Consider the following 25,764-nt stretch of genomic DNA (forward strand, 5'->3'; position numbering starts at 1 on the left):
AGAAAGACCGGAAATTGAGAATCAATTACTTTTTAATTTTCCTTTCTCAGTTGAATAGCTGCCCAGTTATCTTTCAGATAGACATGTTCTTTTTTCAAATTGAAATCACTTGCAAATGCGGTAAGTTCATCCACATCCGAATCAAAAAAGCCGCTGAGCATTAACACGCCATTGGTTTCCAGTGCTTGTGCATAGAAAGGAATGTGCGCTTTTAAAACATTCTTGTTGATGTTAGCCAAAATCAAGCCAAATGACTTTCCTTCAATCAGGTCTACGTCTCCGCACAACACTTCAATGTGTTTGCAATTGTTGCGTTGCGCATTTTCGATCGTACTCTCAACAGACCAGTATTCGATATCAATTGCGAGCAATTCAGAGGCTCCAAGTTTCTCCGCAATAATTGCCAGGACTCCCGTTCCTGTTCCCATGTCCAGAACACGCTGCGGAATTTCTTCCTGTTCAAACAGTGCTTTTGACATCATCCAGGTCGTTTGGTGGTGTCCCGTTCCGAATGACATTTTCGGTTGTATTTCCACCAGCATTCCTTTTGCCAGTGTTTTATCGTGAAAAGGAGCCAGGATGCTGACGTACTCTTCTACGTAAACGGGTTCGAAATCACTTTCCCATACCGCATTCCAGTTTTGTCCTTCAATAATAGTAGCTTCGAAGGAGCAGGTAACATCTTCCCGTTGCTCACCGAGGAATGTTTCATTTAACGCGCGTTCTACGGATGTTTCAGACACCTGTCCGTATGCCAGTACACCCTCTTCTGTGTCAACAAAACTTTCAAACCCGGCATCGGCGAGTTGCGCAACAATGATTTCATTGAACGGTTTTACAGGAGACAGTTTTATGTTCAGTTCAAGATAATCCATTCAGAATGCATTGATAATTTGTGTGAATGAATCAGCCTTCAGAGAAGCGCCTCCGACCAATCCTCCGTCTACATTTGGACAGGAGAATAACTCGGATGCATTCTTTTCGTTACAGCTTCCTCCGTAAAGAATAGAGATGTGTTCAGCCGTCTCATTCCCATATTTTCCGGCAATGTACTGACGAATATCCCGGTGCATTTGTTCCGCCTGTTCACTTGTGGCCGTCAACCCGGTACCGATTGCCCAAATAGGTTCATACGCGATGATACATTTTTTGAACTCATCCGCACTCAGGTGAAATAAACTTTCTTCAATCTGCCGGGTTACAAATGCTGTTTCTTCATTTTTTTCACGCACAGGAAGCGATTCACCACAGCAAAAAACAGGGGTGATCCCGTTTTCCAGGCAAGCATCCACTTTTTCTTTCAGAAACGCGTTGCTTTCAGAAAAATAATCTCTTCGCTCACTGTGTCCGATCAATACGTGGGAAACGCCGATACTTTTCAATTGAGAAAAAGCGATTTCACCCGTATATGCGCCGCTGTTTTTCGGATACGCATTTTGCGCACCTACTTTCAGGGAATGGTTGTTCCCGGATGAAAACGCTGCTAAATACAAAGAAGAAGGAAATACAATTACTTCCACCTGTTCGTTCTGAATTGTTTTCAGCGATTGGAATAACGCATTTGCGGCATCCCAATCCAGGTTCATCTTCCAATTCCCCGCTACAATCTTTCTTCTCATTTTTTAGTTAGAATATTTTTGTTTAACCAGTCGAATGTCGGTGTGGAACGGTGAGCGAATTTCCCTTTCACAATTCCCTTCTGAATCACCATCATTGATGGATTACTGCGTGCAATGGCTTTTAACTCGATCTCGTCATTGGTAAACATCGGAATTTCGAAATTGTATTTCTTGCGGAACGCCAGCATATCTTCACGGCTGACACTGCAAAGTAACACCATCGGAATTCCTGCTTTTTTAGCTTCTTTAAGGATGTTCTTATACCGCTCAATCGCATCCCAGTTTGCTTCATTGATGTTTTTCGATGTGATGACAATGATCTGATCGGCAGTGGTGATGTAGTCGCGGATATTGATTTCCGATACCTCCGGATTGATCGTTCTCACTGTATCCAGTACCTGGTAATATTCCGGGGTATATTCCTCCAGAGTAAACTCTTCAGAAGGTACTTCATAGATGTCGCCTGAACTCAGGTTTTTAACACGTATGATATCTACACCGTTATTGGCAATGAAATCCCGGATAAACTCCATTTCTCGCTCCGGTTCGGAAAGGTCAGCGATGGAAATAAACGGGTTAAACTGTTCTGTAATGGACGGAAGTTTGGTTGGTTTGATTACTTTTTGAACCATGTCTTTGTACTCCCAGTCCGTATTTTCCCAGATTTTTGAATCAATGTATGCTTTCGAGGAAGCATCAAAGAGTTTTTCTTCTTTGGTCTTTTTATTGACGTAACGAAGCAGGTTCTGGTAAATTCCCTCTTCACCATTGTTCATCAGTTTTACGAGGTTATTACCCAATGCATACGGACGGTAATCTTTCATCGGTTCATACCGCAATACGAAATAAATAAAGATCGCGGAAATCAACGTTACGAAGAATGAAACTCCGAAATAGTTCCCCATTGCCCGACCTCCGATGCGTAGAATCCAGAGCGATCCTACGATACCTACAAAGGCAAACAATACCGGGAAATACCAGGAGAAAATTGTGGAGAAAAAGACCACCACCAGCAATGAGGCAACGGTGAAAACAATGTTCTGTTTTCGGGTATTCGGTTGAATCAACCATTGGGCGATAAAAATCCACAATCCCAGGTACAGTACAACGATGTCTTTCCAGAGGGATTCTTTTGGTGTCAGCGATCGTCCGATTGAACCTTTCATTGCATCACCAAAGCACCCGCAATCATCTACGCATTGTGGTTGTTTCTTTTCTTCCACAACGATTTCTTCCGAATTCTGACTGACAATTTTGATGCTCTTGTCGGCCTCCGCCTGTTTCAGTTTCACCGCAGCGATCGGATTGGAAAGTGCGTATACATCACGGTCAAGGAATTTTTTACTCGAGTCACACGTTGCCGTATGCCAGGTCAGGAAAGTGAAAAAGACCATCATCAGAACAAGCAGGTAGGAAACCAATTTTATTTTCCCCCCGATAATGAGCAAGACCCCCAGAACGATTTCAACAATACAAATAATTACACTCAGTAACAGGGCATGTTCAATAAGGAATTCCAGGGAGAATCCGGGAGCTCCGAACCATTCTTTAATCCGGTACGCCAATGCACCGTCTTCAAAATATTCTTCGAGTTTGTAAGCAAAACCCAATGGATCGTTTGCTTTTACGAGGCCGGAAACGATAAATAATCCCCCGATAACAGCCCTTGCTACATTGGCCATCATCAGGCGTCCTCTGAAAATGAACAACCCGACGGTGGACAATGCCAAAATTCCAAACCCAATGGATTTGAACAGGGATGCATTTCCTGAAAAGCTTTCATGATAGGCAATCGTGATCAGGGTCAATCCTGTAAGATTGATCAATACGAAGAGTACATTGAATAAAAATGACCTTCCCGAAACAGAAATGTTAGTACTTTTTGTTCTCATAAGTGTTCATTGTTTTCTTGTGTTAAATGAATCAATGCGAAAACAGCATAGTTGAGCATGTCGTAGTAATTTGCATCAATTCCTTCACTGATTAATGTATTTCCTTTGTTGTCTTCTATTTGTTTGACCCGTAATATTTTCGTGAGAATCAAATCGGTCAGGGAGCTAACCCGCATATCCCTCCAGGCCTCACCATAATCGTGATTTTTCTTTTGCATCAACTCGAACGCTTCCCGGGTATATTTTTCATACAATGCAACAGCCTGGTCAGCCGACAAATCCAATTCTTTCAGGGTTGTTTCCTGTAATTGAATCAATGCCATGACACAATAGTTGACAATGGCCATAAATTCACCTTCAACGGTTTCTCCAACCCTGTTCTCGCCGGTCTCCTGAATGGTCCGGATGCGTTGCGCTTTGATAAAGAGTTGGTCTGTCAGGGAACTCGGGCGAAGAATCCGCCAGGAAGTACCATAGTCTTTTGTTTTTTTACTGTAGATTTCCTTACAGTTCGCTATTACTTTTGTATATTGGGCGTCTGTTTGACTCATTATTTATTCAAATGCAAAATTCAAGGGTTGAAGATACAAATTATAAAGATAATCGCATTCAATTTAACGGAATTTTAATGGATTTTACCGTTCCGAAGATCATGGGAATTCTCAATGTGACAGAAGATTCATTTTTTTCAGAAAGTCGGTTGAAGTCTGATAGTGAATTGCTTAAAATGGCAGAAAAACACCTTTCGGAAGGTGCGACATTTTTAGATCTGGGAGGTTTTTCAACGCGTCCCGGGGCGGTGGATGTGGATGAAAAAACAGAGCAACTCCGGATTCAATCGGCCTTGAGGCAATTAAAAACGGAATTCCCGGATGCGCTGATATCAATCGACACATTCCGGGGAGAGGTGGCCCGAACAGCAATTGGTGAAGGAGCTTCTATGATTAACGATATCAGTGGTTTCCAGTTCGATGAAACATTACTGGATGTGCTTGCTGCGGCAACGATTCCATATGTACTGATGCATGTAGAAGGTACGTTTGAAACAATGCACAATATGGCGATATCGCCAGCTGCCGGTATCATAAAAAGACTGACAGATTATTTTGAGAAAAAACTGGCTGTTTTGGGAGAAAAAGGAGTGAAGGATGTGGTGCTGGATCCCGGTTTCGGATTCAGTAAGACCATGGAGGAAAACTATGAGTTGCTACAGCGAATGGATGAATTACTTGTCTTCAAAAAACCGTTGTTAGTCGGTGTTTCCCGAAAATCAATGATCTATAAAAAACTGGGAATTACCCCTGAAGAATCGCTTAACGGAACAACGGTGTTGAACACACTCGCTGTGACGAAAGGAGCAGGAATTCTACGTGTTCACGATGTACGCACCTGCAGTGAAATTATTGATTTACTTTGCCGTTGATGTTACTTCTTCTTCGAATAGTCGAATGGTGTAATCCAATAAATTCTTGTTCCCTGTTTTTCCATGGCCGGGAATCACTGTTTTTACATCCGGAAATGCTTGTTTTATTTGTTGGACTGTTGCCGGCCATTCTTTTGTATCTGCATCGCCCAGATATCCTTTCCCGGCTTTCCGTTCTTTAATCAGACATCCGCCAAACAACGTGTGTTCATCTGGGAAATAAGCAACAATGTTATCACTGGTATGTCCTTTTCCGAAATAACGGGTGTACACTTCTTTCGTTCCGATCCGGAATGTGAAAGTATTACCAATGCTGTTCTCGGGAATGTTAAACTTGTTTTTCTTGGCTAGTTCAATTGTTTGAGCAGAAGCATAGGACGGGATTTCATGTTGATGAAATGCTTGCAACCCGCCCAGGCAATCGACATGAAAATGAGTTGCTACAACCGCTGTGATTTTGCAATGGAGTGTTTCTGAAATCCAATTGATCAGTTCTTCAGAACTTGCGTCATCGATTGTTGTATCAAAAATAATGACTTCATCACCGTCTTTGACAATCATTCCGTTGCAGGGAACTATTCCGAAATCATCGGTTTTCAGAAATGAAATGTGCTCATATACTCCGGGAGACAATTGTTTGATAACCAGTTTGGTTGTTCGGTAAATCACTTTTTCTTTCCCTGCGGAAACAGACATGCTTACCATCAGGGTGCTAATCAACAGGATATAAAAGGTTTTCATGGGAAATTATTCTTTATGTATGCTTTCAACATACAGGTTATCCCCAAAGATAACATGAATCAGGTAAAAACCGGCCTTTAATAACGAAATGGTAATGATTTCTTCTTGTGAAGTTAACTTTACAGAATAAACAAGTTTTCCTGATACATCATACATCTGAACATTGCTGTTTTCCGGATACATTTTATTCAATCGTACATGGATGATTTCCTTTGAAGGGTTCGGAAAAATGGCAACCGGACTTTCCTGTCCTTGTTGTGCTGTTCCGGCAGAAGAGGGTGGGAGATCTGCGTGACAGTAACTATAAGTTCCGGAAAGATAGTTGACTTTGGCTGCGTTATTTCCTGTATTGTAAAGGGTTGGTGTTCCGATTGCCGGAAACGAACCGGTATTGCTCAGGAAAGAAGGAAAAGATGAATGGTAATAAGAAGCCTCCGGTAATAGCTGCGTTCCGGAGGGATTCAACGTGCCTTTGACTGTATTCCCGTATAAAAAATGATCGGTTCCGGACAACAGGTACAGTCCCAGTGTCAGCCCTGTGTTGGTGATTTCATTTCCGACGATGTTTTGCCGGTCGGATGCCGGTGCATTGTTCATGAAAATGCCGTAACGTTCAGCTCTGTTCCTGAAAAAGGTGTTGTAGGGGCCATTTTTACCGTGAGAATCATCGATAACGATGTTTTGCCCGATGTTCCCTTCAAACAAATTAGCGTACACATAATTGCCGTGCAGAACCATATCACCGGCTGAGCCAGAGGGCAGAGATACTTCTGTCCAGTAAGGTGAAACAGAGTAATTGTAGCCGAATACATTGCCGTTGGCTCCGGCCTGGAGAATCATCCCATGACGCAGCTGCCGGAATATATTGTTTTCGACCAGGCATTCTCCCGCGGTCATGTGAATCATGACTCCGTATCCTTTTCCTCCGTTCCCGTAACTGTAGGCATTCTGAAAAAACGAATTCCTGATTTCGATATTGGAACTGTTGGAAATCGCAATGTGTGCATAATTACAGCTGTCGCTTTCAATTCCTTTTACCCAGCTTTCAACAGAATACTCAAACAGGATGTTGTTGGATTGGAAGTTATCGTTACTGCCACGAACAATTTTCATGCATTCGATTCCTACATTTTTCCGGGGATTTATTTTCTTTATCCATGGGGAAAGAGAGAGGGGATAGTCCATCCGCAACGGACTGCTCAGAAAAACAGTATCTGCGTGTACAACCGCTATTTTGTTGATTTGCCCGACAGAACGCAATGCCCATGCAGAGGTGACCAACGTGTCATCATTGAGTGTCAAGAGAATGAAATCACCGGGATTGATCCCATGATTCGGGTTCAGAACCAGGTAATTTTGATTTTTCCCTGCACTTTCCAGTACATTGATTTCCTGATTTTCAATGCTGCCTTTTGCCTGAATTAAATCTCCGGATGCCGTAAATCTTAATGTGGTTAATTCAGCCCCTTTTCCCCGTATGATAACAGCATCGGGGAGGTTAATTACCTGATCAAACAGGTAGGTTCCTTCATTGAACTGAATAACTCCCGGTGTATTGTTGAGTGAATTAATTGCAGCTGAAAGTGCGGTATTAGTGGGGCTACTCCCGTCTCCCGTACCGCCGTAATCGGCGATGTTAACAATCGTCGGGTAGTCCTGAATGCCGTTTTTTAGTCCCGCGAGTGACCAGTTGACCGTTCGTCCGGATGGAATTACCTGGGCAGTGCTGCAAAATGGAATGCCCGTTGTGAGTAGTAATAGTACAAAAATTCGTGTCATAACTGTAGTGATAGAATGACAACTAAAGTAAAGAAATAATCTGAAAATGAGTAATTACAGCTACTGATTGTTAGCTGTAAAGTCGTTATTTTATTCGTAAATCAGGTATTTCTTCCTGATTTTCCGGAACTCTTTCAGGTCATCTTCCCAACTGTCGCGGATTTCAGTTTCGCTGCAAAATGAGTTCAATTGCATGATCAATTGATCGTTGCCTGCAAGCAGGTTGAAAAATTTCGGTCGATCCACCCACTTTTCACCATATTTTTCATACAGAATATCACGTGCTTCAAACAGGTAATCCAGTCGTAATCGCTTGAAACGACGATCATTTTGAGTTAGATCTATACCATAACAAACGGTGTTTTTTAACTTCGGATCGGTTGCTCCTTTTACAGAGACAGGTGTAAATGAAAATTCTTTTCGGGGGAAATCCGGACTTCCGAAGAGTTCAAACGGTGTTGGAGTTCCTCTTCCTACACTGACCATTGTTCCTTCAAAAAAACACAAACTCGGGTACAGGATAATGGCGTTATCCGTTTTCAGATTGGGGGAAGGAGGGACCGGGAGTGAGTAACTGTCTTTGTGGCGATAATTTAGAATTTCAATAACTGTCAGATCACACTTCAGACTGTCTTTCATCCATTTTTCCCCGTTGATCATCTGTCCGTATTCTCCGATTGTCATACCATACAATACAGGGACCGGATGCATTCCGATGAACGACTCAAATCCGGGGGTTCTGACTGGCCCGTCAACGATGTGTCCGTTTGGATTTGGACGATCCAGTAACAGTACCTTAATTCCTTTTTCAGCAGCAGCTTCCATAACGTAATGCAGGGTAGAAATATATGTATAGAAACGTACACCGACATCCTGCAGGTCAAATACGATCACATCGATACTGTCTAATAATTCGGGCTTGGGCTTCTTATTATCGCCATATAGCGATATAACAGGAAGGCCGGTTTTGTCATCGATTCCGTCATCGATTTTTGCTCCTGCATCTCCGTCTCCCCGAAAACCGTGCTCGGGACAAAATACTTTGACTACCTTAATGCTTCTGCTGATGAGTGAATCCACCAGGTGAGTCGTACCAATCAGGGACGTTTGATTTCCGACAACGGCAATGCGTTTATTTTCCAACTGAGGAAGGTACACGTCCATTTGATAAGCACCGGGAAGAATTTCTTCTCCTTTTTCTTCGACATCAGCATCATCCGGAGTATCAGAATTACTATATGAATAATGGGTACTTCCAGTCAGGAGAATTAAAATCATACAAAATGTTTTCAAGCCAAAAACCTTTGTGTAATTTAGCGTCCAAAATCGCATTGTATTGTCTTTCGAGTATTTCATATCAAAACGTATCCTAAAAAGTGAAGCACAAGGTAAGAAAGTTTCCAGGGCAATTGTACGTATCTCTGTAATAAGTATTGCACTGGCCATTGTTGTTAACTTAATCACACTGGCTGTTGTCAAAGGCTTTCAGAATCAGGTAAGGGACAAAGTTTCTGGTTTCGGAGCACATTTAAGCATTTTATCTGCATCCGGCGGAAACATGCATGAATCATCACCAATCCTCAAAAATCAGGCCTTTTTTGACGAAATAAAAAAAATAAAAGGAATCAAGAACATTGCTCCGGTTGCCTATAAACCTGTTTTGTTTCAGAGCGACAGAAATCAGCGGACGGTAAAACTTCCCGATGGAAAAGATACCGTGATTACTGAGCAAAACGTGCACGGTGGTTTGTTGAAAGGTGTGGACAATCAATACGACTGGGATTTTTTTAAAGCCAATCTCAAGGAAGGAAGCATTCCTGTTTTTCAACCAGGTAAAGTTTCGGAAGAAATTTTGCTTTCCCGTAAAATGGCGAATGATCTGAGCTTTAAGACCGGTGATACAATCCGTGCTTATTTTGTCCGATCGAACCCGGTGTTGAAAAAATTAATCGTAAAAGGGATTTATGAAACCGGACTGGAAGAACACGACGCAAAAATTGCGATCGGTGATTTACGTCTGGTACAGGAGTTAAACGATTGGGGAATTCAGGCGACAATTGAAATCGAAGATTCACTGTATACGGTTCCGGGATATGAAAGTCAATTGATTGTTCGTGTCAAAGCACGTGGCGGACAGGGACAATTTCGCTACGATTGGGGCAGGGGAGCTGAAATTTATGGAGCAAAGACATATAATGCAGATAAAGATACGACGTTCCGTGTCATTGTTTCGGATTTTTCGACGAGTCTGTTGAAGGAAGAATCCATTACGCTCGAAGATACTGCTTATTTGAAAATTTCCATTACAGGTGATAGGAACAGTGTGAATCAGTTTGAGAAAGATGCAGACGGATTTCTTGTTAAAAACTACGAAAACGAAGACGGAACTATCTATACAATCAATGCGGGAAATAAAACCGTGCGGGTGGAGCAAATAAACGGACAGGGAAGTTATCAGCAATACATCGCGGGATTTGAAATCAAAGTGAACGATTGGAACCAACTGGATGCCATTCGAAAGGAAGTAAAATCAAAGGTAGAGTTTCTTCCATCTAAAAAAGGAGAGCTGTTCCGGGTAGAAAGCATTCGTGAAGCAGAGAGCGATATTTTTGTGTGGCTCGGATTTCTGGATCTGAATGTATTGATCATCATTGTACTGATGATTCTCATCGGGATTATTAACATGGGGTCTGCGTTGTTGGTACTGATTCTGGTCAGAACAAATTTCATCGGCATCCTGAAATCGATGGGGGCGACGAACTGGGCCATCCGGAAGATTTTCCTGATCCAGGCTGCTTTCCTGATTCTGAAAGGAATGTTGGTTGGCAACATTGTCGGTATCGGTATCGCTTTACTGCAATATTATTTCAACATCATTCCACTCAACCCGGAAGTATATTACCTGAATACCGTTCCGATCGAATTGAGTTTTACCAGCTGGTTCTTATTGAACCTGGGGACACTCATTGTGTGTGTGGCTGCATTGATCGTTCCGAGCATGGTCATTACACGGATCAGTCCGGCAAAAGCAGTGAAATTTAATTAATTCAGATTATTTACAGGAAATAAAAAAAACGGGCTTTGTAAGCCCGCTTCTGTGTTTTGTACGATCCAATCAATTAATCCAGTACGTTTTTATTTTCATCCAGATCAGCAGCACTTTTAATCACAGCTTCTCTCAAATCTTTCATGTAATCATCAATTTTTGCCAGAATCTGATCATTGCTGGCTCCGATGATTTTTGCTGCCAGAATACCTGCGTTTTTCGCTCCGTTCAGAGCAACTGTTGCAACGGGAATTCCATTTGGCATTTGTAAAATGGACAAAATACTGTCCCATCCGTCAATGGAGTTGGCAGATTTAATCGGAACTCCGATCACGGGGATTGCTGTCAATGAAGCAGTCATTCCCGGTAAGTGAGCAGCTCCTCCGGCTCCGGCAATAATTACATTGATTCCTCTTTTTCTTGCTTCACGGGCATATTCGACCATCAAATCCGGTGTTCTGTGCGCCGACACAATATTTAATTCATAAGCAATTCCAAACGATTCCAACATTTCAGCAGCTTCCTGCATGATTGGTAAATCCGTTTTGCTTCCCATGATAATTCCTACTTTTGCCATCCTTTAAATTGTTTATTAGTTGTTAATTCCGAAATGTCGGTTATTGTCTTATAGCCCTCTAAGTTATCAATTCCCCAGTTATCTAACTCACTATCGGTCCATAATTCTGGAAAAAATATTCTTTTCTGGTATTGTGGCAGCATGTATTTCTTCCAGTCACTTCCTCCGGTTGCTTCACCGGAACCTTTACCGCTTTCAATGTAATGTCTGGCGGCATTGAAGTGATTCATGACCCATGAAATGTTTACGGTATAATCATAATGGCGCATCGCATTGACCAATTCCAGGTTGTTGCGATCCTCTTCCGGTAGCGATTTATACTTCGCAAGCAGATTGATGGTATTGTATTCCTGCATGAAATCAATGAATTCCTTTTTATATTTCTTTTCGAAATTGGATAGCAGTGCTGATTTTTTTCCTGTTTTCGGATTCAGTCCCGCAGCCTGCCAGTACATGTTATCAAATGCATGTTCATACGGCGTGTTCCGATCGATGGTCGGACGTACTCTGAAATCGATGAGATTCAGCAGGTCTGTAGAGGCAAATTCTACTTTCCGGAATTGGGCACTCTGGAATCCACTTGCAGGTGTCAATGTATCTCTGTATTTCATGTACTGCTCAATTTCCATTCCGCTCTGCATGATATTGAACGAGTTGGAAAGCATATCAAAATAGCGACTAATACGTCCCAGGTGCATGGAGAATTTCTTGGGAGTAATTTCCTCACAATGAGAGACCTGTCCGATCTCCCATAAGATCATTTTAAATAATAACTCATTGATTTGGTGGTACATGATAAATACCATTTCATCCGGTTCGGTTGTTCGCTGGATCTGTAGTCCAAGCAGTGCATCCACCTGAATATAATCCCAGTAAGTTAACGGTTTCGAATGCAATAACCCTGATAAATAAATATCAGGATTTTCACGCATCGCCTGATATTTTTCATCAATCAACTTCAAAAGTTCCTCTCTACTCAACATTGCTAACGGTTTAATTTTGAATCAAAAATAACAGAATGATTCATTTATAGCAATGTTTTTTATAACAACGAACGACTTATTTGTTAAATAATAAACTCAGTGTTAAATATGTCTTGGGAGGGTTAATTGTTTGTGGTTTGTAGTTTGTTGTCTTACAGTTTGTTATGTTATTTTTTTGTTGAATATTGATAGCCGATCAAAGAAAATAAGAAATCTCCTTTCAGTATATTTCCATAACTAAAACTAAGAAGCATAAAAAAGGGAAGTGTGTTAAAACTTCCCTTTGTGATATATTGTAACATTTTATAACCTGAAGGTCAGCCCACCCAATACCTGGAAGCTGTGAACCGGTGCGTTGTACCAGCGTTGGTAGCGTTGTGCAGCGATGTTGTTGAGCTGTACAAAAACAGACAGTCTGCGTGTATAACGGTATTCCAACCCCAGGTTGAAATCATAGATAGCTCCCAGTTTTCTGAAATACTGTAAATCTTCTTCCTGTACACCGTCTCCCGGTGCATAGACCAATGCTTTCCTTCCCGTTTCCAGTTTGAAATCAAAATTAGCATAGAATTTATCGAATAAATTATAGTGTACGCGGGTTACTAATTCAAAATCTGGTCTGTTCCACGCATGGACATTGTTTCGCAATTCATACGAACGGTAGCGACCCAAGACATCTATTTTTAACTTTTCAAGCATCTGATAGGAAATAGATCCTTCCAGTGTAAATACTTTTGCGGTATCAAAAATAACATCAAAGCGATTTCCCGGTGAATAAACAGTATCATTAACAAACAACGCCATGTTTTGGATAAATGAATATCCTCCGCCGATGTTAAAAGAGATACTTCTGCTCAAGGTTCCTTTGAACCCTCCGTAGACATCAATCGCTGTATTTTCGTTTTTCATCGCCACGTTTGGCCGCAGAAATTCATTTTCCAATGTCAGTGATTTCAATGAAGTTTGTTTCATTCCCCCGCGAACACCAATGTACGGGATAAACATATCGTTGAAAAGGGAATATTTTACTTCGGCAACAGGGTAGATATGTACTTTTGTTTTCCCGTCTGCATTCACCGTCAGGTCCAGTCCGACCGTTGCTTTAAATTTGTCGTTCCACAAGTAGGTTTTAAAGCTTGGCTTTAAACTAATGATGGTGTTTGGTCGTACAATTGCCGTATCGATCGGGCTGATGGAATCGGTTTCATTTCCGTACCGGTACTTGTTGTGCATAATGTCGAGTCCTACCGAATAAATGTTTTCGTTCAGTCGATACTCTCCCAATCCGTTGATGGCAAAGAAATTTTCTCTTGAACGCCAGTCTGCCAGTGAATCAATCGATGGTTTCAGTGTATTGAAATGGTTGTACTTCAATCCCAGTTGGTAATTAATTCCAAAAGTGTCAATTTTTGCATTGCTTTTGTACAACACATCAAATCCCAAGTCATTGTAGCGCTGGCGGGTTCTGTCTTTTCCCAGTGAATCCAGCGGAGCCTGAATGGCATAGTAATGCAATCCCTGATTTCTGTAATGGAAGTCTCCCAGTAACTGGTAGCGTTTTTCATTAATTCCTCCATATGCTCCGATTGAAGTCCTATCAAACGTGTTGCGCTCATAACCGGGAATATTTCCCCATGAACTCAGGTGTTTTACATTGGCACCATACACATATTTCCGCGAACGTGTATTGTTGAAATACACTTCTCCCAGAGGCATGAGTTCTGTTCCTACCCCCAGTTTAATATACGTCGTATATAGTTGATCGAGTTGTTCTTTGATCTTGATTGTTGCCGGTTCGATCCGGTCAACCTCTGTTGTTGTTTTGAATTGTGTGGACAACAAGGGGTATTCGGTAACCTTTTGTTGGATGATGGTATCATCAATCACAGGTCGTCCCGCGATGCGTTGCGCTTTTTCAATTTCACGGCGCGTTTGTCCCTGCAGGATTACATCTTGTGCTAAAACGGCTGAACCGATTCCAAGAAATACAATTGAGATGAATGTCTTCATGGCGATTATTTTCCTTCGTTAATTTCAATTACTGTCGTACCTTGAGGTGTAATGTTGCTCTTCGGTGCGTTTTTGAGTTGCATCAATTCATCGTAAACAGCTTGTGCTTCTGTTTTGATTCCGTCTGTTTCAACCGGGTATTGTTCGATGACGGATAAAATAGTTTGTTCTGCCTGGAAGAGATCGTTTTGTTTCACCAGAATCTTTGTTTGAAGAATCAACGCTTTTGCGATCCAGTAATCGTATGTCGGCTTCATTTTCAATACATCTCTTGCCGTCACATCTGCCTCCGCCAGTTTGTTTTGGTCGAAATAAATTTGAGCAATTAAAAATTTGGCTTCGGATGCGAGCGCCTGCGTTGTGTTCTTGCTGACATACGTCAGAGAGCTGATCGCATCGGAATAATTTTTTGTATGGTAATTGGAAATTCCTGAAATATACTGTGCCTCTAAGCGGTTTTCCTGCTTCAGTAAATTGCTGGCCAATACTTGTTTCGCGTATGCGGCCGCAGGCGTATATTCGGTTTGCTGGTAATAACTTCTCATCAAGCCCGTTTTCGCATTGAAGATCACTTCCGGATCACTGCTCACTTGTTCTGTTCGCTCGTAGTGAGGAATTGCTTTTGCATATTCTTTATTGTTATAATAATAACGGGAAGCACGAATTGCTGCCAGCTCTGTGAAATTAGATGTCGCCTCACTCAGAATCTTCTCATAATTTTCGATGGATTTTGGTAGGTTATCCAATTCATAGTAACAATCCGCCAGGTAATAAACCGCTTTTTTTGCGTGGTATCCTTGCGGGTATTTTGCCAGGTATTCTTCGAATTTAGTTGCTGCATCTGCATATTTCTTGGCGTGATAATCTGTTTCGGCAGGATTGTAAACCAGGTTTTCCAATGTCAGTCCGTTGATGTTCAGACACGGGTATTTTTTTGAGTATTCTTCCAGTTTATTGACCTGTTTTGTCGCTGCATATACATTCTGAAGTCCGTCACCTACCGCATTACAGATGGTATCATGACTGTATTTTTCCAGTACTGTCAGGTATTCAGCTTCCGCTTTTTTGTAATTGTTCTGCTTGTAATAAATGTCCGCCATTTCAATACGGATACTTGCTTCTTTTGATGTGTTCGGATAATCGCGGAGCAATTGTTCGTAATATTTCAATGAATTGTCATAGTCCGGAATCAGTTTATAGGTAAACGCGATTTCAAATAACGCATCCTGTACGTATTTTGACGTTGAATAATTGTTGACCAGGTTCAGTAAAGCTTTGATCTTCTCCTGTTTTTCATTTTTAACTCCGTGAGTTAACGCTTTGTAATACAAGGCCTGGTCCTGGTTGGATGTATTCAGGTTAATAGCCAGGTCATAGTACTGAATAGCAGATTGGTTTTCTCTTCGCATGAAATAACTATCAGCCAGACGCATGTAAGCATCAGTTAATTTGCGTTTATTGGTCGGTTTCTCCTGTGCATAGGTTCTGAAGCTTTCAATAGCTGCTGTTGTGTCCCCTTTGTACAGGTTGGCGTAACCGATGTTGTAATATGCATCTGATTTGAATTCAGAAGTAGCTCCGGGCATTCCCAGGTACGATTTATAACCGCTGATTGCACCGTTAAAATTATTCAACTGGTAATTTGCATCCGCTGTCCAGTACACCGCTTTTGCGGATAATTGTGGATTTACCGGGTATTTTTCGACCAGCTTCAAGGTGTTGATTGCCGGTTGATATTGCTCTTTCTGGTACAATTCAATCCCGTAATTGTATGCGATTAGTTGATAGACCTTACGCAGAGTAATGTCTTTGTTATCCACTCTGTCCAGGCTTTCCAATGCCTTTTGGTAGTTGTTGGTAGATGTGTACACATTTACCAGGTACTGATAAACATCCTCTTTCCGTTTTGAATTCGGGTAATTATTCAGATAAGTTTCAAATGCACGGATGGACTCATTGTACGGGTTGATATCCAACTTGTACGATAACACTGCGAACTGGTACAATGCATCTTCCTGCAATTTCAGATCGGCATCTATTTCAGATGCTTTCTGGAAAGCGGAACGCGCAGACAAGTTGTTCTTCAGGGCGATATAGGACTCACCGATGTGATAAAAAGCGACTTGCGCTAAACTGTCTTTTTCATTACGCGTTACACGATCGAATACTTTTACGGCCTTATCGTATTGCCCGCTCTTGTAATAGGCATATCCCATCTGGTAATCTTCATCGCGGGTTGTTTCTGCGAGTTTATCATAGGCCTCCAGATGAGGAACTGCTTCATCGTATTTTCCGATGCGGTAATATGCATCACCGATCAGGTGGCTAATATCTTTTTCGTTGACAACTGTAGCATTTTCCAATTTTGGTGCATATTCGGTAACAGCATCATATTTTCCCTGTAAATAATAGATTTGAAGAATGTAATACGGAACAACTTTTCCAAAGCTTTCGTCCCCTTCCAGTTTCAGAAAACCGTCCAATGCTGTCTGGTAATTCTTATCCGTGTACGCAATGTGCGAGAAATAATACAGTGCAGGATTGGCATATTGAGAATCACCGTCCTTGATTTCTACAAATGCGTTTCTTGCCGCATCATTATTCCCGAGTTGAAAATTAGAATAACCGACTTTGAAATAATACTCATTGCGGAATTCTTCTTCCAGGTCTTTTGCCGTAAATTTTGAATAATAGGCAAGTGCATCCGTATAATCTTTACTCCGGTAATAGTAATTTCCTAATTTAAAATGAATGATATGCTTGTAAATGCTTTCCGGGTAGTTCATGATGAACCGTTTCAACAGGTCAACGCCATCGTTGTTGAATAATTCCAATGCTGACATTCCTTCGTAGTACAATGCTTTGATGTACATCGGGTCATTCGGCTGGTTGAAGCCGTTGATGAATGTCCGGAATTCTTTTCTGGCAGATCCGTACTGCTGCTTCTGATACAACTCTTCGGCACGGTAGAAACCGGCGTAGACACTATTGTATTTCTCCGACGACTGTCCGAAAACCGACAGTGAAAAACACACGAATAAAATAACCAATAAACGGTTCATACGCAAATTACATTTAATGGAGTAAAATTAGTTGACATAATCGCCACGAACGATGGCTTTTTCAAAAGTTTTAAACGTAGAGATGTTAAGATTATTTCAGTATGTTACTGAGTGAGTTGGATAATTTATTCGCAATTTTACAAAAAAGAAGACGCGTGGAACAGATTATTCGCATTCAGAACGGGAAGATTTTTCAAAACAATAATTTGATTATCAGGGACATCAACTTTGAAATAAAAGGGGATGAATTGGTGTACCTGATCGGGAAGACAGGATCCGGGAAAAGTAGCTTGCTGAAAGTACTGTACGGTGAATTGCCGTTGGGAGAAGGTTCCGGTGAAGTAGTTGGGTTTGATTTACCGTCACTGAAAAAGAAGCAAATTCCGCTGCTGAGAAGAAAGTTAGGAATTGTTTTCCAGGATTTTCAATTGTTAACAGACCGTACCGTAGGGGAGAACCTGCTGTTTGTAATGGGGGCAACCGGATGGAGCGATAAGCGCCTGATGGAAAAACGGGCTACGGAAGTGTTGCAGCTGGTTGGACTGGAGACAAAAATCAATGTAAAACCACACGCGCTTTCCGGAGGAGAACAACAACGGATTTCCATTGCCCGATCATTGTTGAATAAACCGGAACTCATTCTGGCAGATGAGCCGACAGGAAACCTGGACCCAGAGACATCGGAAGAAATCATGCAGCTGTTAATTGCCGTTGCCAAGGAAGAAAAATCAGCAGTTTTTATGGCGACTCACGACATGACAATCGTCGAAAAATTCCCGGGAAGAGTGGTGCGAGTGGAAGACGGACAATTGAAAGAAATCAATACACTAAATCGTTTCAATCCGTTTGAGACATTCGGAATCTAACCCGGCTGTCCTTGTGCGAACAAACAAATAACACAATTCCCAAATCTTTCCAGTTTTCATTTCATACATTTGTCGTATGAAAATTCTGGTAGTTGAAGACGAGAAAGAGTTGCTGAAAAACATTGTCGATTCATTGACCAAAGAACACTTTGTGATTGAATCTGCAAGTGATTTCAGAAGTGCGTCCGACAAAATCGGTTTGTACGATTATGACTGTATTTTACTGGATATTATGCTCCCGGGAGGGAACGGACTTGAACTGCTGGAGCAACTCAAACAGTCCGGGAAAGCAGACAATGTGATTATTATTTCAGCGAAAGATTCCCTGGATGATAAATTGAAAGGCCTGGAGCTGGGAGCGGATGACTACCTCACAAAACCATTTCACATTGCAGAATTAAACGCGAGGGTCAAAGCCGTATTGCGGAGAAATAAACAAGATGGAAAAAACACCATTGAGTTGGCAAATACTGTTCTGGACCTGCAGGATCGTTTGTTTTTAGTGAATGGAGAATCCGTTCCACTCAACCGAAAAGAATTTGATATCCTGAATTATTTCCTGTTCAACAAAAATCGACTGGTTACGAAGACCGCACTGGCAGAACATGTCTGGGGAGATAACATCGATCAGGCGGATAATTTTGATTTTATTTATTACCAGATTAAGAACCTGCGTAAAAAACTAACTGATTCCAATTCCGAGCTGGAAATTGAAGCTGTTTACGGAATCGGTTATAAGCTTGTCGAAAAATGAAATTACTCAACCAATCCATTAAATATTTCTCCATCTCTCTGCTGGTTATTATCAGCTTGTGGGCGATTGTGTTTTATTTCAACATGCTCAGTGAGATCAAGAGTAGCGTGGACGAGGGATTGGAAAACTACAAACGCCAGATTGTATACCGGGCGGAAAATGATTCGACTTTATTGCAGCAACACACGTTTGAAGAAGGTTTTTTTACCATTCACGAGATCAGTCAGGAGAAAGCCATGCGCTTCAAGGATCGCTACATCGATACGATGATGTACATGCAGGATGCGGATGATGAAGAGCCTGAACTGGAACCCGTACGCATGTTGACAACTGCGTTTGAACACGAAGAGAGGTACTATGAGCTGAGTATTATCAATTCCATGGTGGAAGAAGACGATTTGGTTAAAGAAATGCTCTGGGAAACAATTTTTTTGTATGTTTTCCTTGTTGCGGGGATCATTTTGCTTAACAATATTGTTTTGCGCAGGCTGTGGAAGCCTTTTTACGACTTTTTGAGCCAACTCAAAAGCTACCGTTTGGGAAGCAGTAAGCAATTGCCACAAGTGGAGACGACAACCAAAGAATTCAATGATTTACAGCAGGCAGTAACGACATTGTTGTTGCATAGCATTGAATCGTATGAACACCAAAAACAATTCATCGGCAATGCATCGCATGAATTGCAGACTCCCCTGGCGATTGCAACGAATAAGCTGGAGTTGCTGATCGAGCAAGGGAATTTGAAAGAGCAAGATGCCGGAAGTATTTCAGAGGTATTGGAGATTATCCAACGGTTGGTTCGACTTAATAAATCATTGCTATTGCTAACAAAGATTGAAAACAAACAATTTTTAGACAATCAGCTCATTTCTATTAATGAAATTGCCAAACAAAGTTGCGAGGATTTGGAGGAAATGGCTAGCTTTAAACACGTGACACTATCCATTGTTGAACGCGCTGAGTTGAAAGTTGAAATGGACACATCTCTTGCAACGATTATCGTTTCAAACATAGTGAGAAATGCAGTGTTCCACAATCATGACCATGGAAGCGTAGAAGTTGTGGTGTCTGAACAATCGATTCGCATCATCAACACAGGCCATCCGTTTCCGTTGGATGCTGAGAAAGTGTTTACCCGTTTTTACAAATCTGAACTGGAACAAGGAGGTTCCGGACTCGGGTTAGCAATCGTCAAAGCAATTTGTAGCATGTATGGATATTCCGTTGTGTATGCGTTTGAAGAGCAAAAACATTGCTTTGAAATACAATTCAGGAGCTGATTCCTAACGATTCCCAAATTTTTCCCAATTCATGTGCTTGCTTTGCCACATGAAAACAATACAACCATCCATTTTTTTGTCTGGTCTATGCATTCTTGGTGCAATGCTGTCAACGATTGCCACGAGTTCTGCACAAACACAAAATGAACTTCCTCCAAAAGTACGTCATGCAGAGCCGTTGTACCTCGATTTGGTGAGAGATCTTGGTGCCCGGAAAGGAGAAAAGGAAATCAATGTGGGAATTGATTTCATGAATGTACGAAACTACAATCAACATGTGATTCTCGCAGAATACGAATTTGCTCCAATCAATCGGTTGGGGCTGGAAGTGGAAACAGATTTTTCCTTTTTTAAGCGAACAGCAGAAGGGGAGGAGGTACCCAACAATAAACTGGAATGTTTGCGCTTGTCTGCTCAGTATTCGTTTTGGGTGTCGGAGAAACACCGAATGACCCTGGCAGCAGGCTATACCCAGATTTTCGAATTCCCGGATTTTAAAAATTACGGAAAAAGCAGTGCCATTACAGGGGTTGGTTACAACCCGTTTTTTGTCGCTGCAAAACGATTGGGAAAGAACATCCATACATTGGTGTATACATCTCCGGTTGTGGAGCATGATGTATTACAACGTACCACACAGGTGAGATGGCAAATCAATACCGCCGTCCATTATTCAATACCTCAGACAAGCCATTTGATCGGGATCGAAATCAATAAAGAAATCGAGCATGGAATGTTTGAAATGACAGTACGTCCGCAAGTGAAGATCAAATGCAGTAAAAACCTGTCATTGGGACTGGTTGCAGGTATTCCGGTTGTACGAAAACACGAACACTTCAGTTCATTTATCCGGCTCATTTATGAACTCTGAAGGATGATTTTATGATTGGTTGACTTGATGACTAATTGATTATATGACGGAATGACTTTAGGACAGAATGACTGGATGATGGGTTGAGGTTATGAACAGTGATTTTGAATGATCAATAATCAAACGGAGGGATTTTACGTCGCGAAGATTTGATCATTAAAAACTTGAAACAATATTCAATATTATAATAACATGAAAAAGAAACATTCCCAAATGTTTCCAGATTCGGGAAGTTACTTTGTATTAAAATTAAAAATTAAACATTATGAAAAAGTATTTTTTAATCGGAATGTATGTTGCAGGAGCACTGTTTTTCAATACCACTCTTGCACAAGATATTAACCAAAGCGAGGTGCCATCTATCGTTGTAAACAATTTTCAACAACAATTTTCCAAAGCATACGACATTGAATGGGAAAAAGAAGTGGCTTACTATAAAGTAGAATTTGAACTGGGAGCAAACGGAAGAGACCACGAAGTATGGTACGATGCAAAGGGAAATATAGTCAAACACAAGGAAGAAATTTCCAAAAGTGAATTGCCAAAGAGTATACATACAAAGATCGGAAGTGATTTCAACGGTCACAGAATAGATGATACAAAGAAAATTACAGAAGGTTCCAAAATCGTTTATTCCGTAGAACTGAAATCCGCTGCAAGTGAGTGGAAGGTGTTGTTCGACAAAGACGGAAATGTTCTCAGCAAACGCCCGGATTAAAGTGAGAACGTTTATACATACTTTTTCAATGGTGTGTATTTGCTGGAATGGCATGACACAAATCAGTCCGCCGGGATTGGGTGCAGCTCACTCGGCAAGTTGGTTTGCGGCAGGAATCCGGCAGGACGTGGATTCTGCCGGAAACTGGCAATCGGTCAGCTACGTTGGATTTGGAAGAAAAAGCAATCCCACCAATTATTCCCCGTTCTACAAACCGGAGATTTTTGTCGTAAACCAGGAGTTTTATCATACATTTCGCAAAAACTGGCAGTATTCGGTGGCATTGAGTTACAGAAGACAGGATGAATACCAGGACAGTTACCCGTTTGAGCGGGAAAACCCGGGAATTGTACAGGAATTTCGGTTCTACAGCAGATTGTCATACGTGTTTAAAACGCCCCGTATTAAATTCGTACCAACGATTCGGCAGGATGTGAGAACGTTTTTCAATCCCGATTTTTCAACTCCCGATGAAGTCTTTCAATTGCGAAGCCGCTTTCGTATGCAACTGACTGTAAACCTGACCAAAACCGCCAATCACAAACTTATCACAAGTACGGAACAGTTGTTCGCTGCCTCTCAGGAACGAAATGAAAAGATGGGGGCGTTTAATTACCGGGAAAGCCGGTTTTGTTTGTATTATTCCTATTCCCCTTCAAGAATACCCGTTGTCATTAATCTGGGGTATATGAACAACCTGATCGGTAACCAAAAACCGTATTCAGTTCATTACTTAGCGGTTGATGTAATCATTCAGAATCCGTTTGGTTCAAAATGATCGATCCCATCTGTTTTTTGTAGATTATAGCTAACTTTGCATTCAAAACGAATACGAAATGGACGCATTGAAAATTGTAAAAGATTACTACGCAGCATTTAATGACAAAAACTGGGATGGAATGTTGGCGTTGGTAGCAGATGATATCCGGCATGAACCCAATCAGGGAGAGCCGAGAGAAGGAAAAGAATTGTTCACAGCGTTCATGAAAAAAATGGACGAGTCATACGAAGAAACATTAACGAATATGAAGTTTTATGTTTCTGAAGAAAATGACGGAACAATTGCTGCTGAATTCACAGTAAATGGTATTTACAATAAGGCAGAAGACGGATTGCCTGCTGCAGAAGGACAAGCATATGTATTGCCTGCCGCTGCTTTCCTGAAAGTGAAAGACGGGAAGGTGGTTCGCGTTGCAACACATTACAACCTGGAATTGTGGATTGAACTGGTTTCGTGAGATGCCTGAACAACTGCGATTTGTAAAAAAACAAGGAAAAGAAATCCTCAGTTTTGCATCCGATTTTGCAGCGCTGAGGATTGCTGTTTTCAGGGACTTTCCATACCTCTATGAAGGAACACTGGATTATGAACTGGAGTATATTCAAACCTACGCTTCCTGCGCAGACGCATTTGTTTTTACCGTGTATGACGGAGATCAAATGGTGGGGGCAACAACATGTGTTCCCCTTAGACATGAAACACAGAATGTACAGCAACCGTTTCTGGAGAAGAATTACGATATTTATTCCATCTTCTATTTTGGAGAGAGTGTCCTGTTGAAACCCTACCGTGGTCGCGGATTGGGACACCGTTTTTTTGATGAGCGGGAAGCGTATGCCCGTTCGTTCGGAACCTATTCCATTGCTGCGTTTTGCTCCGTAAACAGAGTGGAGCAGCATCCGTTACAACCGGTTGATTACATTCCGAATGATCACTTCTGGGAAAAAAGAAAGTATATAAAACATCCTGAATTGACTTGTGCAATGAGTTGGCAGGACATTGATGAAAAGCAGGAATCACTAAAAACATTAACCTTTTGGTTGAATCACCTTTGATATGACAATAAAAGTAGCTTCGGCACAGTATCCTATTGCCCGGCACAAAACACTGAATGACTGGAAAACGTACACAGAAAAGTGGGTAAAATCAGCAGTTGATCAACAAGCAGATCTGTTGGTCTTCCCGGAATATGGTTCCATGGAACTCGTCAGTATTTTAGCTGTTGAGGTGCAACAGGATTTACACCTGCAAATTGCTGAAATGCAACAGTTACTCCCAGCCTTCAGAGAAGCGTTTACAGCATTTGCAAAGAAATACAATGTAATTATTGTCGCTCCGAGTTTTCCTGTAAAAGTGAAAGACCGTTACTTTAACCGGGCGTATGTATACAGCTCGAAAGGTGAGGCAGGATATCAGGACAAACTCTTCATGACCCGTTTTGAAAACGAAGAATGGGGAATCCATTCTGCCCCGAAACAATTGACTGTTTTTGAAGCCGAATGGGGCAAGTTCGGAATCCAGATTTGTTATGACAGCGAATTTGCGTTGGGAACACATCACCTGGCTGAACATGGGATTGACCTGGTGCTCGTCCCAAGTTGTACCGAAACAATTAGAGGAGCTGCCCGTGTACATGTGGGATCCCGTGCCCGTGCAATGGAACAGCAAGTGTATGCGGTTGTTGCACAAACGGTTGGGAATGCCCAATGGTCCCCGGCGGTGGATATCAATTATGGCTACACCGGTTTTTATGCGACACCGGATAAACAATTGCCGGAAGAAGGAATCATCGCGACAGGAATTCCACAGGCAGAAGAATGGCAGATTATCGAGCTTGATTTTGACCTGATCAAACTGGTACGGAAAGACGGACAAGTATTAAATTTCAAAGACCATCGGCCGTTGGTGACAGCATTTAGACAGGAAACCATACGCATTGTGACGACACAAGTGTAACTTCGTTTGAATGTTTCAAGTTTTTAATGATCATTGATCATCCATAATTTCAAATCATTGTCGTTCGAAGCAAAATTTACAACAAGATAGAGTCAATTAATCATCAAGTCAACCAATCATCCCATCCCCTTTTTAAGGATTCTTTAACGTTTGAAGGAATTTCGGTAACAGTTCGTATGAACTTCTTTGTTTATTTTTGTAGTATGAATAATTTTGAAGCATACAACCCGACGAGAATCATTTTCGGTAAAGATCAACACCACCGGATTCCTGAATTATTAAAGCAACATGCTGTAAAAACAGTTCTTCTTGCATACGGAGGTGGGAGCATCCGGAAAAATGGCGTTTATGATAAAGTCATGCGTCAGCTGGATAGTTTTCGCGTTATTGAATTCGGAGGCATCGAAGCGAATCCGGAATACACGACGTTGATGAAAGCAGCGGCAATTGTCAAAGCTGAGCACATAGATTTCATTCTTGCTGTCGGAGGAGGTTCTGTCATTGACGGAATTAAATTTGTTGCAGGAGCTGCCCGATACGATGGCGATCCGTGGGATGTGCTGGAACGAAAGCCCGGATGTGATTTTAAAGCCGCTGTTCCGTTTGGTACGGTACTCACCTTACCGGCCACCGGTTCAGAAGCGAATTCCGGCGCGGTAATCAGTCGCTCGGAAATTAATGAGAAACGCACGATGGGAGGGCCACTGTTTTTTCCGGTCTTCTCCGTATGTGACCCGCAAGTCGTTGCATCGCTTCCGGCGCGGCAAATTGCTAATGGAATTGCGGATTCATACATGCATACACTGGAACAATACTTAACCTATCCAACCGGTAATTTCCTGCAGGAACGACAAGCGGAAGCCATTCTTTCCACCTTGATTGAAATTGCACCGAAAGTCATGCAAAATCCGGATGATTACGAAGCGGCAGCCAACCTGATGTGGTGTTCCACACACGCGCTGAACGGAAACCTGAGACTGGGAGTTCCAACCGACTGGTGTACGCATATGATCGGACACGAACTGACAGCGTTTTACGGAATTGACCACGCGCGTACACTGGCCATTATCGCACCGCGCCTGTTTGAAAATCAATTTACCAATAAATTTGAAAAATTGGTGCAATACGGAACCCGCGTTTGGAATCTGAAAGGAAGCGAACAGGAAATTGCTCAACAAGCAATCCGTAAAACAGAAATATTCTTTCAGGAACTGGGAATCCAAACACGAATCTCAGCCTATACAACAGATACTGGTTTTATTGCGGAAGCGATTAAACAGCGTTTTATAGACAGAGGATGGACGGAAATGGGAGAGCGAAGAGCCATTACTCCTGTTGATGTTGAGGAAATAGTTTTGAAATCGATATAACGTACGAACGAATTTTGATTATTTTTGACTCCTAAA

23 protein-coding genes are annotated in these 25,764 nt (G+C 41.7%); 12 read left to right on the plus strand and 11 right to left on the minus strand.

Translation table 11 applies throughout. The annotated features are described in order from the left end of the window. Positions 1-32 precede the first annotated feature (32 nt). From prmA to H9Y05_RS04970, 4 genes are read right to left on the minus strand one after another with little or no spacing between them, the layout of a single operon-like run. Entirely contained in the window at positions 33-875 is an 843-nt protein-coding gene (gene prmA, locus H9Y05_RS04955) for a 50S ribosomal protein L11 methyltransferase (RefSeq protein ID WP_216713654.1), read from the minus strand. Next, positions 876-1,619 (minus strand): triose-phosphate isomerase, encoded by a 744-nt coding sequence (gene tpiA, locus H9Y05_RS04960; protein WP_216713655.1) that lies wholly within the window; start codon positions 1,617-1,619, stop codon positions 876-878. Then, positions 1,616-3,511 (minus strand): DoxX family protein, encoded by a 1,896-nt coding sequence (locus H9Y05_RS04965; RefSeq protein ID WP_216713656.1) that lies wholly within the window; start codon positions 3,509-3,511, stop codon positions 1,616-1,618. The genes tpiA and H9Y05_RS04965 overlap by 4 nt, the downstream gene beginning before the upstream one ends. Next, positions 3,508-4,062 (minus strand): DUF1599 domain-containing protein, encoded by a 555-nt coding sequence (locus H9Y05_RS04970; RefSeq protein ID WP_216713657.1) that lies wholly within the window; start codon positions 4,060-4,062, stop codon positions 3,508-3,510. Before H9Y05_RS04970 ends, H9Y05_RS04965 begins: the two co-directional genes overlap by 4 nt. A gap of 11 nt (positions 4,063-4,073) precedes the next feature. Between H9Y05_RS04970 and folP the strand changes: the two genes are divergently transcribed. Further along, on the plus strand, positions 4,074-4,934 hold the full coding sequence (gene folP, locus H9Y05_RS04975; protein ID WP_216713658.1) for a dihydropteroate synthase: 861 nt from the start codon (positions 4,074-4,076) through the stop codon (positions 4,932-4,934). Here folP and bla read toward each other — a convergent pair. The 3 genes from bla to H9Y05_RS04990 form a co-directional block, all read right to left on the minus strand. Next, complete coding sequence (gene bla / locus H9Y05_RS04980) at positions 4,920-5,675, minus strand: subclass B1 metallo-beta-lactamase (protein WP_216713659.1); 756 nt, start codon at positions 5,673-5,675, stop codon at positions 4,920-4,922. The two genes, folP and bla, sit on opposite strands and share 15 nt — an antisense overlap. A 6-nt stretch (positions 5,676-5,681) precedes the next feature. Beyond that, positions 5,682-7,454: a glycosyl hydrolase family 28-related protein gene (locus tag H9Y05_RS04985; RefSeq protein WP_216713660.1), complete on the minus strand. Its 1,773-nt coding sequence runs from the start codon at positions 7,452-7,454 to the stop codon at positions 5,682-5,684. Between the two features lie 90 nt (positions 7,455-7,544). Beyond that, a complete protein-coding gene (locus H9Y05_RS04990; RefSeq protein ID WP_235992113.1) occupies positions 7,545-8,732 on the minus strand; it encodes an exo-beta-N-acetylmuramidase NamZ family protein in 1,188 nt (395 codons plus the stop codon). A 58-nt stretch (positions 8,733-8,790) separates the two neighbouring features. On the opposite strand from H9Y05_RS04990, the gene H9Y05_RS04995 reads away from it, so the two are divergent. After that, the gene (locus H9Y05_RS04995) at positions 8,791-10,500 is read left to right on the plus strand and encodes an FtsX-like permease family protein (RefSeq protein WP_163490738.1); all 1,710 of its coding nucleotides are present in this window, start codon (positions 8,791-8,793) and stop codon (positions 10,498-10,500) included. Positions 10,501-10,573: 73 nt separating this feature from the next. Here H9Y05_RS04995 and purE read toward each other — a convergent pair whose 3' ends face one another. From purE to H9Y05_RS05015, 4 genes are all read right to left on the minus strand, one after another. Further along, positions 10,574-11,077: a 5-(carboxyamino)imidazole ribonucleotide mutase gene (purE, locus tag H9Y05_RS05000; RefSeq protein ID WP_163490737.1), complete on the minus strand. Its 504-nt coding sequence runs from the start codon at positions 11,075-11,077 to the stop codon at positions 10,574-10,576. Further along, the gene (locus H9Y05_RS05005; RefSeq protein ID WP_163490736.1) at positions 11,065-12,060 is read right to left on the minus strand and encodes a tryptophan 2,3-dioxygenase family protein; all 996 of its coding nucleotides are present in this window, start codon (positions 12,058-12,060) and stop codon (positions 11,065-11,067) included. The genes purE and H9Y05_RS05005 overlap by 13 nt, the downstream gene beginning before the upstream one ends. 303 nt (positions 12,061-12,363) lie before the next feature. Further along, entirely contained in the window at positions 12,364-14,070 is a 1,707-nt protein-coding gene (locus tag H9Y05_RS05010; RefSeq protein WP_216713661.1) for a TonB-dependent receptor, read from the minus strand. Positions 14,071-14,075: 5 nt separating this feature from the next. Then, a complete protein-coding gene (locus tag H9Y05_RS05015; protein ID WP_216713662.1) occupies positions 14,076-17,132 on the minus strand; it encodes a tetratricopeptide repeat protein in 3,057 nt (1,018 codons plus the stop codon). Between the two features lie 101 nt (positions 17,133-17,233). On the opposite strand from H9Y05_RS05015, the gene H9Y05_RS05020 reads away from it, so the two are divergent. The 10 genes from H9Y05_RS05020 (at position 17,234) to H9Y05_RS05065 (ending at position 25,728) form a co-directional block, all read left to right on the plus strand. Then, on the plus strand, positions 17,234-17,998 hold the full coding sequence (locus tag H9Y05_RS05020; RefSeq protein ID WP_163490733.1) for a cell division ATP-binding protein FtsE: 765 nt from the start codon (positions 17,234-17,236) through the stop codon (positions 17,996-17,998). 76 nt (positions 17,999-18,074) lie between these two features. Next, positions 18,075-18,752, plus strand: coding sequence for a response regulator transcription factor (locus H9Y05_RS05025; protein ID WP_163490732.1), 678 nt, complete (start codon positions 18,075-18,077; stop codon positions 18,750-18,752). Further along, positions 18,749-20,032, plus strand: coding sequence for a sensor histidine kinase (locus H9Y05_RS05030; RefSeq protein ID WP_163490731.1), 1,284 nt, complete (start codon positions 18,749-18,751; stop codon positions 20,030-20,032). Before H9Y05_RS05025 ends, H9Y05_RS05030 begins: the two co-directional genes overlap by 4 nt. Positions 20,033-20,081: 49 nt before the next feature. Beyond that, complete coding sequence (locus tag H9Y05_RS05035; protein ID WP_235992114.1) at positions 20,082-20,903, plus strand: HAEPLYID family protein; 822 nt, start codon at positions 20,082-20,084, stop codon at positions 20,901-20,903. A gap of 265 nt (positions 20,904-21,168) precedes the next feature. Continuing rightward, positions 21,169-21,621: a PepSY-like domain-containing protein gene (locus H9Y05_RS05040; protein WP_216713663.1), complete on the plus strand. Its 453-nt coding sequence runs from the start codon at positions 21,169-21,171 to the stop codon at positions 21,619-21,621. Then, complete coding sequence (locus tag H9Y05_RS05045) at positions 21,596-22,399, plus strand: DUF2490 domain-containing protein (RefSeq protein WP_216713664.1); 804 nt, start codon at positions 21,596-21,598, stop codon at positions 22,397-22,399. The genes H9Y05_RS05040 and H9Y05_RS05045 overlap by 26 nt, the downstream gene beginning before the upstream one ends. Before the next feature lie 58 nt (positions 22,400-22,457). Further along, a complete protein-coding gene (locus H9Y05_RS05050) occupies positions 22,458-22,859 on the plus strand; it encodes a nuclear transport factor 2 family protein (protein ID WP_216713665.1) in 402 nt (133 codons plus the stop codon). Between the two features lies 1 nt (position 22,860). Continuing rightward, positions 22,861-23,457, plus strand: coding sequence for a GNAT family N-acetyltransferase (locus H9Y05_RS05055; RefSeq protein ID WP_216713666.1), 597 nt, complete (start codon positions 22,861-22,863; stop codon positions 23,455-23,457). 1 nt (position 23,458) lies between these two features. Next, entirely contained in the window at positions 23,459-24,358 is a 900-nt protein-coding gene (locus tag H9Y05_RS05060) for a carbon-nitrogen hydrolase family protein (protein WP_216713667.1), read from the plus strand. Positions 24,359-24,561: 203 nt separating this feature from the next. Then, entirely contained in the window at positions 24,562-25,728 is a 1,167-nt protein-coding gene (locus H9Y05_RS05065; protein WP_216713668.1) for an iron-containing alcohol dehydrogenase, read from the plus strand. The last annotated feature ends 36 nt before the right edge of the window (positions 25,729-25,764 follow it).

The sequence above is a fragment of the Taishania pollutisoli genome, assembly GCF_014518315.1.
GTDB lineage: Bacteria > Bacteroidota > Bacteroidia > Flavobacteriales_D > Crocinitomicaceae > Taishania > Taishania pollutisoli.

What these genes read in the sequence shown, in the direction of transcription:
- prmA (WP_216713654.1), bottom strand. Translation starts at nt 875, where the DNA reads ATGGATTATCTTGAACTGAACATAAAACTGTCTCCTGTAAAACCGTTC.
- tpiA (WP_216713655.1), bottom strand. Translation starts at nt 1,619, where the DNA reads ATGAGAAGAAAGATTGTAGCGGGGAATTGGAAGATGAACCTGGATTGG.
- H9Y05_RS04965 (WP_216713656.1), bottom strand. Translation starts at nt 3,511, where the DNA reads ATGAGAACAAAAAGTACTAACATTTCTGTTTCGGGAAGGTCATTTTTA.
- H9Y05_RS04970 (WP_216713657.1), bottom strand. Translation starts at nt 4,062, where the DNA reads ATGAGTCAAACAGACGCCCAATATACAAAAGTAATAGCGAACTGTAAG.
- folP (WP_216713658.1), top strand. Translation starts at nt 4,074, where the DNA reads ATGCAAAATTCAAGGGTTGAAGATACAAATTATAAAGATAATCGCATT.
- bla (WP_216713659.1), bottom strand. Translation starts at nt 5,675, where the DNA reads ATGAAAACCTTTTATATCCTGTTGATTAGCACCCTGATGGTAAGCATG.
- H9Y05_RS04985 (WP_216713660.1), bottom strand. Translation starts at nt 7,454, where the DNA reads ATGACACGAATTTTTGTACTATTACTACTCACAACGGGCATTCCATTT.
- H9Y05_RS04990 (WP_235992113.1), bottom strand. Translation starts at nt 8,732, where the DNA reads ATGATTTTAATTCTCCTGACTGGAAGTACCCATTATTCATATAGTAAT.
- purE (WP_163490737.1), bottom strand. Translation starts at nt 11,077, where the DNA reads ATGGCAAAAGTAGGAATTATCATGGGAAGCAAAACGGATTTACCAATC.
- H9Y05_RS05005 (WP_163490736.1), bottom strand. Translation starts at nt 12,060, where the DNA reads ATGTTGAGTAGAGAGGAACTTTTGAAGTTGATTGATGAAAAATATCAG.
- H9Y05_RS05010 (WP_216713661.1), bottom strand. Translation starts at nt 14,070, where the DNA reads ATGAAGACATTCATCTCAATTGTATTTCTTGGAATCGGTTCAGCCGTT.
- H9Y05_RS05015 (WP_216713662.1), bottom strand. Translation starts at nt 17,132, where the DNA reads ATGAACCGTTTATTGGTTATTTTATTCGTGTGTTTTTCACTGTCGGTT.
- H9Y05_RS05020 (WP_163490733.1), top strand. Translation starts at nt 17,234, where the DNA reads ATGTTACTGAGTGAGTTGGATAATTTATTCGCAATTTTACAAAAAAGA.
- H9Y05_RS05025 (WP_163490732.1), top strand. Translation starts at nt 18,075, where the DNA reads ATGAAAATTCTGGTAGTTGAAGACGAGAAAGAGTTGCTGAAAAACATT.
- H9Y05_RS05030 (WP_163490731.1), top strand. Translation starts at nt 18,749, where the DNA reads ATGAAATTACTCAACCAATCCATTAAATATTTCTCCATCTCTCTGCTG.
- H9Y05_RS05035 (WP_235992114.1), top strand. Translation starts at nt 20,082, where the DNA reads ATGAAAACAATACAACCATCCATTTTTTTGTCTGGTCTATGCATTCTT.
- H9Y05_RS05040 (WP_216713663.1), top strand. Translation starts at nt 21,169, where the DNA reads ATGAAAAAGTATTTTTTAATCGGAATGTATGTTGCAGGAGCACTGTTT.
- H9Y05_RS05045 (WP_216713664.1), top strand. Translation starts at nt 21,596, where the DNA reads ATGTTCTCAGCAAACGCCCGGATTAAAGTGAGAACGTTTATACATACT.
- H9Y05_RS05050 (WP_216713665.1), top strand. Translation starts at nt 22,458, where the DNA reads ATGGACGCATTGAAAATTGTAAAAGATTACTACGCAGCATTTAATGAC.
- H9Y05_RS05055 (WP_216713666.1), top strand. Translation starts at nt 22,861, where the DNA reads ATGCCTGAACAACTGCGATTTGTAAAAAAACAAGGAAAAGAAATCCTC.
- H9Y05_RS05060 (WP_216713667.1), top strand. Translation starts at nt 23,459, where the DNA reads ATGACAATAAAAGTAGCTTCGGCACAGTATCCTATTGCCCGGCACAAA.
- H9Y05_RS05065 (WP_216713668.1), top strand. Translation starts at nt 24,562, where the DNA reads ATGAATAATTTTGAAGCATACAACCCGACGAGAATCATTTTCGGTAAA.